The organism is Pseudomonas sp. RIT623 (assembly GCF_004519305.1).
In the GTDB taxonomy this organism is placed as follows: domain Bacteria; phylum Pseudomonadota; class Gammaproteobacteria; order Pseudomonadales; family Pseudomonadaceae; genus Aquipseudomonas.
The window spans coordinates 34771-44316 of the sequence record NZ_SOZA01000041.1; the positions used below are offsets into that span (position 1 = coordinate 34771).

Annotated in this window: 7 protein-coding genes; 3 read left to right on the forward strand and 4 right to left on the reverse strand. The window is 64.6% G+C overall.

Annotated features, from left to right (window positions below):
- The first annotated feature begins 15 nt into the window (after window positions 1-15).
- The gene (locus tag E3U47_RS21350) at window positions 16-1254 is read left to right on the forward strand and encodes an RNA polymerase sigma factor (protein ID WP_134693592.1); all 1239 of its coding nucleotides are present in this window, start codon (window positions 16-18) and stop codon (window positions 1252-1254) included.
- A gap of 35 nt (window positions 1255-1289) precedes the next feature.
- On the opposite strand, the gene E3U47_RS21355 is transcribed toward E3U47_RS21350, so the two are convergent.
- On the reverse strand, window positions 1290-1760 hold the full coding sequence (locus E3U47_RS21355; RefSeq protein ID WP_134693593.1) for a MaoC family dehydratase: 471 nt from the start codon (window positions 1758-1760) through the stop codon (window positions 1290-1292).
- Window positions 1761-1793: 33 nt separating this feature from the next.
- Window positions 1794-2738, reverse strand: coding sequence for an alpha/beta hydrolase (locus E3U47_RS21360; protein WP_134693594.1), 945 nt, complete (start codon window positions 2736-2738; stop codon window positions 1794-1796).
- Window positions 2739-2939: 201 nt separating this feature from the next.
- Here E3U47_RS21360 and fadD2 point away from each other — a divergent pair, with 201 nt between their 5' ends.
- Entirely contained in the window at window positions 2940-4628 is a 1689-nt protein-coding gene (gene fadD2 / locus E3U47_RS21365) for a long-chain-fatty-acid--CoA ligase FadD2 (RefSeq protein WP_134693595.1), read from the forward strand.
- Window positions 4629-4925: 297 nt separating this feature from the next.
- On the forward strand, window positions 4926-6623 hold the full coding sequence (gene fadD1 / locus E3U47_RS21370; RefSeq protein ID WP_134693596.1) for a long-chain-fatty-acid--CoA ligase FadD1: 1698 nt from the start codon (window positions 4926-4928) through the stop codon (window positions 6621-6623).
- A gap of 68 nt (window positions 6624-6691) precedes the next feature.
- On the opposite strand, the gene E3U47_RS21375 is transcribed toward fadD1, so the two are convergent.
- Window positions 6692-7999 (reverse strand): FAD-binding oxidoreductase, encoded by a 1308-nt coding sequence (locus E3U47_RS21375; protein ID WP_134693597.1) that lies wholly within the window; start codon window positions 7997-7999, stop codon window positions 6692-6694.
- A gap of 26 nt (window positions 8000-8025) precedes the next feature.
- Window positions 8026-9390 (reverse strand): glutamine synthetase family protein, encoded by a 1365-nt coding sequence (locus E3U47_RS21380; protein ID WP_134693598.1) that lies wholly within the window; start codon window positions 9388-9390, stop codon window positions 8026-8028.
- Window positions 9391-9546 lie beyond the last annotated feature (156 nt).

Here is a 9546-nt window from a genome sequence, read left to right on the forward strand (position 1 = left end):
GGGAATGCCCATCCGATGACCGCTGAAGGGCGGGTGCGTCAGGAGGTCGAGGCGGTCTACCGTCGTGACTCCCGGCGTATCCTCGCGACCCTGATTCGTCTGTTGGGGGACTTCGACCTGGCCGAGGAGGCCATGCACGATGCCTTCTTCATCGCCGTCGAGCGTTGGCGGCGCGACGGCATCCCGGACAACCCGCGGGCCTGGCTGGTCTCCGCCGGCCGTTTCAAGGCCATCGACGGCTTGCGTCGGCGGGCGCGTTTCGATCGCTCCCAGGCAGACCTGATCATGTTGCTTGAGGGCGAGGCGAGTGACCCGAGTGAACAGGCGTTGCTGGCCGACGACCGCCTGCGGTTGATCTTCACCTGCTGCCACCCGGCGCTGGCCGCCGATGCCCAGGTGCCGCTGACCCTGCGCGAGGTGTGCGACCTGACCACCGAGCAGATCGCCCACGCCTTCCTGCAGAGCCCGGCAACCATTGCCCAGCGCATCGTGCGGGCCAAGACCAAGATCCGTGATGCGAGGATTCCGTATCAGGTGCCGGAACTGGCCGAACTCCCGGAGCGCCTGGGAAGTGTGCTGCGGGTGATCTACTTGGTGTTCAACGAAGGCTACTCGGCGTCCTCGGGCGAGCATGTGACAACCCGTGAACTGATGGACGAGGCCATTCGCCTGGGCCGGCTCGTGGCGCAACTGCTGCCCGATGCCGAAGTGCTAGGGCTGTTGGCGCTGATGCTGTTGCAAGCTTCGCGGCAACAGGCGCGTAGCGATGCCAGCGGTGAACTGGTGCTGCTCGACGAACAGGACCGCAGCTTGTGGGACCGCGCGCAGATCGACGAAGGTTGCCAGTTGGTGCAGCAGGCGCTGCGCAGCCGCCAATTTGGCCCTTACAGCGTGCAGGCAGCGATCGCCGCGGTGCATGCCGAGGCGCCCAGTGCCGAGGCGACCGATTGGCACGAGATTGTCGGTTTGTATGATGTGCTGCAGCGGCACTGGCCGTCGCCTGTGGTGGCACTGAACCGGGCGGCGGCGTTGGCCAGGCGCGATGGCGCGCAAGTGGGGTTGCAGGCGGTCGAGGCGATCCTCGCAGCGGGTGAGCTGGGCGATTACCACCTGGCCCATGCCGCGCGGGCCGAGCTGCATTGGCAACTGGGCAACCTCGAACAGGCCCGCGCCGCCTGGCAACAGGCGCTGGCGCTGACCCGCCAGGGGCCAGAGCGCCGGCATATCGAGCGACGCTTGCGCGAGCTGGGCTGAGCGACTACCGGTAGTCTGTAGGAGTCGCTGTGCTTTCAGCTGGCGACGAACGCCGGCGGGCTGACCAGCTCGACGGTCTGTTGCTTGCGCGGCGCGAGGATTTCAGCCTCGCCAGCAACCACCAGCTCGTCGTTCTGGTTGTACACATTGGTGGCGATACGCACCTTGAACTTGGGCAGCTTCTCGAGAATTTCCAGGCGCACGGTCAGGGTGTCGCCGATCTTCACCGGTTTCTGGAAGCTCATCTGCTGGCCCAGGTAGATGGTGCCAGGGCCAGGCAGGGTGCAGGCCACTGCGGCGCTGATCAGCGCGCCGCTGAACATGCCATGGGCGATGCGCTCCTTGAACATGCTCTTGGCGGCGAACTCGGCGTCCAGGTGCACCGGGTTGTGGTCACCGGACATGGCGGCGAACAGCTGGATGTCACGCTCTTGCACGGATTTCTTGTACTCGGCTTTCTGGCCGACTTCGAGGGCTTCGTAGGGCGTGTTGCTGACCTGGGTCATCAGGGCTTCCTTGTGGGGCGGCGAGGGCGGCTATCATTCACTGCGGGCAGGGCGGCCAAGGGCCAGCGCCTGTTCCAGCCAGCCGATGATATCGGCGCTGACCTCATCGCGATGGGTTTCGTTGAGCACTTCGTGCCGTGCACCGGGGTAAAGGCGCAACTGTACATGACAGTTGCCGGTCGCGCGCAGGGCGTCGGCCAGACGGGTGAGACGCTTGCCGGCACTCACCGGATCACATTCGCCGCCCATCACCAGCAATGGCAGGTTCGGATCGATCTGCGCCAGCTGCCGCGCCTGGCTGATTTGCGCCAGGCCTTGCAGGAGATCGAGCCACAGCTGGTTGCTGCAACGAAAGCCGCACAGCGGGTCGGCGATGTACTTGTCCACCTCTACCTCATCGCGGCTGAGCCAGTCGAACGCGGTGCGGTTGGGCTTGAACGCCTTGTTGAACGAGCCGAACGACAGCCAGTCGATCAGCGCGCTCTTGCCCAGCGGCCCCTGGCGCCAGGCTTCGAGCCGGGCGATCAGGCGGGCCACGCGGTACAGCGTCACCGGCTGGAAGTTCGAGCCGCTGAGGATCGCCCCCTGCAGGCTGGCGCTGTGGTGCAGCAGGTAGGCCTGGGCGATGTAGCTGCCCATGCTGTGGCCGAACAGGAACAACGGCGTGCCGGGAAACTGCTGGCCGATGTGCTGGGCCAGCAGGCCCAAGTCGTTGACCACGGCATTCCAGCCATTGTGGCGGGCGAACAGGCCCAGGTGGCCGAGCTCGGCGGTGCGACCATGGCCGCGCAGGTCGGGGGCGAGCAGGGCAAAGCCTGCGGCATTGAGCGCCTGGCCCAGGCGCTGGTAGCGCCCGGCGTGCTCGGCCATGCCGTGGGCCAGCAGCACCACGGCCTTGACCGGCGTGGTCGGCAGCCATTGGTGCACGTACAGGCTGCAATGCTCGCTGGCAGGCAGCCAGAAGGCGTCGTGGGGCATGGCGGGTCCTTGCGCGCAGGGGGTGCCAACAGTGTATGCGCAAAGCGGCCGATTGCAGGAAGGGCAGAAAAGAGATTCACAATGTTAATGGCGGCACTTGGCGTATTTGCCACCTTCGGCATTGCTGCTAACGTCGGCTGATCGCCTTTTTGCCACCAGGCAATCAGGTCAGGGACGGTCCCGGCAGAGGAACAACAATAAATGCAAGCCGATTTCTGGAATGACAAGCGCCCGGCGGGCGTGCCTTCGACCATTGACCTGAATGCCTACACCTCGGTCGTCGATGTCTTCGAGCGCTCCTGCAAGCGCTTCGCCGACCGCCCGGCGTTCAGCAACCTGGGCGTCACCCTCAGCTACGCCGAGCTTGAGCGCCATTCTGCAGCCTTCGCCGCCTGGTTGCAGCAGCACACCGACCTGCAGCCTGGCGACCGCATCGCGGTGCAGATGCCCAATGTCCTGCAATACCCCATCGCCGTGTTCGGCGCCATGCGCGCCGGGTTAGTTGTGGTCAACACCAACCCGTTGTACACCGAGCGCGAGATGCGCCATCAGTTCCAGGACTCCGGCACCCGTGCCCTGGTGTTCCTGAACATGTTTGGCAAGCGGGTCCAGGAGGTGTTGGCGGACACCGGCATCGAATACCTGATCGAGGCGAAGATGGGCGACCTGTTGCCGGCGGCCAAGGGCTGGCTGGTCAACACCGTGGTCGACAAGCTGAAGAAGATGGTGCCAGCCTATCAGTTGCCCCAGGCCGTGTCGTTCAAGCAGGTGCTGCGCCAGGGACGCGGGTTGCTGCACCAGCCGGTGCCGCAGGTGCTCGACGACGTCGCCGTGTTGCAGTACACCGGCGGCACCACGGGCCTGGCCAAGGGGGCCATGCTCAGCCACGGCAACCTGGTGGCCAACATGCTCCAGGTGCTGGCGTGTTTCGGCCAACATGGTCCGGATGGCCAGCCGCTGATCAAGGAAGGGCAGGAGGTGATGATCGCGCCGCTGCCGCTGTACCACATCTATGCCTTCACCGCGAACTGCATGTGCATGATGGTTACCGGCAATCACAACGTGCTGATCACCAACCCGCGGGATATCCCCGGTTTCATCAAGGAGCTGGGCAAATGGCGCTTCTCCGCGCTGTTGGGGTTGAATACGCTGTTCGTCGCGCTGATGGACCACCCAGGTTTCAAGGCGCTGGACTTCTCGGCGCTCAAGGTCACCAACTCCGGGGGCACCGCGCTGGTCAAGGCCACCGCCGAGCGCTGGGAAGCGCTCACGGGCTGTCGCATCGTCGAAGGCTACGGGCTTACCGAAACGTCACCTGTGGCCAGCACCAACCCCTATGGGCAGTTGGCGCGCCTGGGCACGGTGGGCATCCCGGTCCCGGGTACCGCGTTCAAGGTGATAGACGACGAGGGCAACGAGCAGCCTGTGGGCGAACGCGGTGAACTGTGCATCCAGGGGCCGCAGGTGATGAAGGGCTATTGGCGCCAGCCCGAGGCGACGGCCCAGGCGCTGGACGCCGAGGGCTGGTTCAAGACCGGCGATATCGCGGTGATCGACCCGGATGGCTTTACCCGGATCGTCGACCGCAAGAAGGACATGATCATCGTCTCGGGTTTCAACGTGTACCCCAACGAGATCGAGGATGTCGTGATGAGCCACCCGCAAGTGGCCAGTTGCGCGGCCATCGGTGTGCCCGACGAGCGCTCCGGCGAGGCGGTGAAGCTGTTCGTGGTGCCGCGTGCGGGCGGGGTCAGCGTCGATGAGCTCAAGGCCTTCTGCAAGGCCAACTTCACTGGCTACAAGGTGCCCAAGCACATCGTGCTGCGTGAGTCGTTGCCGATGACGCCGGTGGGCAAGATCCTCAGGCGTGAGCTACGGGACATCGCCTGACAGCATGCCATGGGTGCGGCGCGACGCCGCCCCCATGGCTGAACAAGGATGGCTCTAGCGCAAGGTTTTCAGGCGAATTCGCGACATTTTGTACAATTACTCTAAAAATGACCTATAAGGTTCTTTGAGTCATTTTTGTGACCGATCGGGCTGCTTTGGCCTCTAGGCGACCCTTGGCAAAGCTGTTACTCTCGGCGCGCTTTCAGATGATTCGGTTTGCAATGAACCGTCATCCCATATCAATAATAAGCGCATCGACGCGTACCGAATTCGCTGTTGCTGAAGGAGCGGGCTTCCATGATCGAACATTTTTGGAAGGATAAGTACCCAGCCGGAATTACGGCGGAAATCAATCCTGACGAATTCCCCAATATCCAGGCGGTGCTCAAGCAATCCTGCCAACGCTTTGCCGACAAACCGGCCTTTAGCAACCTGGGCAAGACCATCACCTACGGCGAGCTGTATGCCCTGTCCGGCGCCTTCGCCGCCTGGCTGCAACAGCACACCGACCTCAAGCCTGGCGATCGCATCGCCGTGCAACTACCCAACGTCCTGCAGTACCCGGTCGCCGTGTTCGGCGCCATGCGTGCCGGACTGATCGTGGTCAACACCAACCCGCTGTACACCGCCCGCGAGCTTGAGCACCAGTTCAACGACTCCGGGGCCAAGGCCCTGGTGTGCCTGGCCAACATGGCGCACCTGGCGGAAAAGGTGGTGCCCAAGACCCAGGTCAAACACGTCATTGTCACCGAAGTGGCCGACCTGTTGCCACCACTCAAGCGCCTGTTGATCAACAGCGTGATCAAATATGTGAAGAAAATGGTCCCGGCCTACAACCTGCCGCGGGCCGTGCGTTTCAACGACGCGCTGGCGCTGGGCAAGGGCGGGGCGGTCACCGAGGCCAATCCGCAGCCCAACGATGTTGCCGTGCTGCAGTACACCGGCGGCACCACCGGGGTGGCCAAGGGCGCCATGCTGACCCATCGCAACCTGGTGGCCAACATGCTGCAGTGCCGCGCGCTGATGGGGGCCAACCTGCACGAAGGTTGCGAGATCCTGATTACCCCGCTGCCGCTGTACCACATCTATGCCTTCACCTTCCATTGCATGGCCATGATGCTGATCGGCAACCACAACGTGCTGATCAGCAACCCGCGCGACTTGCCGGCCATGGTCAAGGAGTTGGGCAAGTGGAAGTTCAGCGGCTTCGTCGGCCTGAATACCCTGTTCGTGGCCCTGTGCAACAACGAAGGGTTCCGCAACCTCGACTTCTCCTCGCTGAAGATCACCCTGTCCGGTGGCATGGCCCTGCAGTTGAGCGTGGCCGAGCGTTGGAAGGCGGTCACCGGCTGCGCCATCTGCGAAGGCTACGGCATGACCGAGACCAGCCCGGTGGCGGCGGTGAACCCGAGCGAGGCCAACCAGGTCGGTACCATCGGCATTCCGGTGCCGTCCACCCTGTGCAAGGTCATCGACGACAACGGCCAGGAACTCCCCCTGGGTGAGGTCGGTGAGCTGTGCGTGAAGGGCCCGCAGGTGATGAAGGGTTATTGGCAGCGTGATGAAGCGACGGCCGAGATCATCGACAGCGAGGGTTGGCTGAAGACTGGCGATATCGCCCTGATCCAGGCGGACGGCTACATGCGGATCGTCGACCGCAAGAAGGACATGATCCTGGTCTCGGGCTTCAACGTGTACCCCAACGAGCTCGAAGACGTGCTCGCGGCCCTGCCGGGCGTGCTGCAATGCGCGGCCATCGGTATTCCCGACGAGAAATCCGGCGAGGTGATCAAGGTGTTCATCGTGGTCAAGCCGGGCATGACCCTGACCAAGGAGCAGGTGATGGAGCACATGCGCGCCAACGTTACCGGCTACAAGGTGCCCAAGGCCATCGAGTTCCGCGATGCCTTGCCGACCACCAACGTCGGCAAGATCCTGCGTCGCGAGCTGCGTGACGAAGAGCTGAAGAAGCAGGGCCTGAAAAAAATCGCCTGATCTGCAGCCTGCTTTGGGATTGAAACATGGGAGCGGGGCAAGCCCGCTCCCATTTTACGTTATGAAGCTCAGCGCAGCCTCTCAAGCATCTGGTAGTACCACATTCCCGCCGCCAGCAGCGGATTGCCCAGCAAGTCGCCCATCGGTACCTTGATGTGCTGGCATGCCGCGAAGGTATCGAACTTCTCCAGCGTCCCGGTCAAGGCCTCGGCCATGATCTCGCCCATGATGTGGCTGGTGGCGATGCCGTGCCCGGAGTACCCCTGGCAGTACCAGACATTGTCCGACAGCTTGCCCAGTTGCGGGATGCGGTTGACCACGATGCCCATGGCGCAGCTCCACTGGAATTCGATCGGCACGCCCTTGAGCGCCGGGAAGGTGCGCTCGATGCACGGGCGCAGTTCGCCCTCTATGTCTCGTGAATCGCGCCCGGAGTAGTTGGCGCCGCCGCCGAACAGCAGGCGTTTGTCGGCGGTCAGGCGGTAGTAGTCGAGGACGAAGCGGCAGTCGTAGACAGCCAGATCCTGCGGGTTGATCTGTTCGGCCAGCTCGCCCAGCGGCGCGGTGGTGACGATGCCGCCCATGGCCGGGAAGATCTTGCCTTTGAGTTGGCGTTTTTCCAGCTTGTGGTAGACGTCGCCGGCCAGCATCACCTGGCGTGCCTCGATGCGCCCGTTGGCGGTAACCACGGCTGGGCGGGGGCCGTGGATGATCTCCAGCACTTCGGAATTCTCGAACAGCAGCGCGCCGAGGCCATGGGCGGCGCGGGCCTCGCCCAGGCACAGGTTGAGCGGATGCAGGTGCAGGTTGCGGCGGTTCTTCAACGCGCCAAGGTACAGCGGGCTTTGCAGGTGCTGTTGCATGGCGTCGCGATCAAGCAGTTGCACCAGGTCGCCCATGCCGCGGCGCTGGGCTTCGGCCTCGAAGGCGCGTAGTTCGGTCATGTGCGAAGGTTTCATCGCCGCGTGCAGGTGGCCGTGCTTGAGGTCGCACTGGATGCCGTAGCGTTCGACGCGCTGTTCGATGATCTGGTGGCCGCGCCAGCGCAGGTGCCAGATGAAGTCGTCCACCTCGGCGCCCAGGCGGTCGCGCATCTGCGCGCGCATGGCCTCGTCGCCCGACAGACTGCCGGTAACCTGGCCACCGTTGCGCCCACTGGCGCCCCAGCCGATGCGGTTGGTCTCGACGATGGCAACCTTCAGGCCACGTTCGGCCAGCTCCACCGCAGTGGCCACGCCGGTGAAGCCGCCGCCGATGATCGCCACGTCCACCTGCACTGTGCCTTTGAGCGTGGGGTATTCGGTCGCGTCATTGAGAGTGGCGCTGTAGTAGGACGGCGCGCGCTGGGCCGGCCCGTTGTTGACTGCTGCGTTCATGGGTGTTCCTTGTTGTAGTTCGTCTGTCAGGCCTGGTGCAGGTACCAGCGCCAGTCCTGTTCGCCGACTTCGGCCATGAGCTGGCGGTACTCGGCGCGCTTGACCTTCAGGTACACGCCGAGAAAGGCCTCGCTCAGCGCCTCCGGGGCCCAGGTCGACTGTTCCAGGGCCTCCAGGGCAGTCAGCCAGTCGGTGGGCAGGTACTCGCGGGCCTGGGCATAGCCGTTGCCTTCGACCGGCGCGCCGGGATCGAGCTGTTCGCGGATGCCCTGGTGCGCGGCAGCAAGTATCGCGGCGGCGGCCAGGTATGGGTTGGCGTCGGCGCCGCAGATGCGGTGCTCCACATGCCGGCTGTTGGCCGGGCCGCCGGGCACGCGCAGGCTCACGGTGCGGTTGTCCACGCCCCAGGTCGGCGCCAGCGGGGCATAGCTGTTGGCCTGGAAGCGGCGGAACGAGTTGGCGTTGGGGCAGAACAGCAGCAGCGACTCACGCAGGTGGCGCAGCATGCCGGCCACCGCCTGGCGCAACAGTGGGGTGCCGGCCTTGTCCTCGCTGGCGAACAAGTTGTTGCCGGCGGCATCGGCCAGGCTCAGGTGCATATGCATGCCGGTGCCGGCCAGTTGCGCGAACGGCTTGGCCATGAAGCAGGCCTGCATGCCGTGGGCATTGGCGATGCCCTTGACCAGACGCTTGTAGCGCACGGCCTGGTCCATGGCCTGGAGCGCATCGCCGTGCTCCAGGGTAATTTCCACCTGCCCCGGGGCATACTCGGAGATCGCCGTGCGCACAGGGATGTCCTGGGCCTTGCAGGCAGCATACAGATCGGCAAGGAACGGTTCGATCTGCTCCAGCTCGCGCAAGCCATAGACCTGGGTACCGCGTGGGCGGCCGCCGTCGCTGTCCAGCGCCGGCTGCGGGCGGCCCTGGCTATCGCGCTGCTGGTCGAGCAGGTAGAACTCCAGCTCGCAGGCCATCACCGGGTGGAAGCCATCGGCCTTGAGGGCGTCGATCACCCGCAGCAGCACATGACGCGGATCCGCCACGCTGGCCGGCAGGCCTTCGCTGGGGTGCATGCTGACCTGCACGGCGGCGGTCGGCACCCGGCGCCAGGGCAGACGCACCAGGCTGCCGTCCAGCGGGTAGGCCCGGCAGTCGATGTCGCCGACGTCCCAGACCAGACCGGAGTTTGCCACGTCGTCGCCATTGAGGGTCAGGCCGAGGATGGTGCTGGGCAGCGGGCGGCCACTTTCGTACACGGCCAGCAGTTCGTCGCGATGTAGCAGCTTGCCGCGGGGCACGCCGTTGGCGTCGAGGATGAACAGTTCGATCAGGTCGATATCGGGGTTGTCGGCCAGGAAACGCCTGGCTTGCTCGGCAGGGGCAAAGTGCATGGTGGATTCGCTCTGGGGCACGCAGGACCGCCGCGCAGGTGGGCGGTCAGGCTGAGTCAATCGGCCAGTGGTGGCCGGGTCGGGTCAGGAGTGCGTGAGCGAAGTGTCCGGTGGGCGCGCGTGACGGCAATGCCACAGCGCCCAGAACGCCAGGAT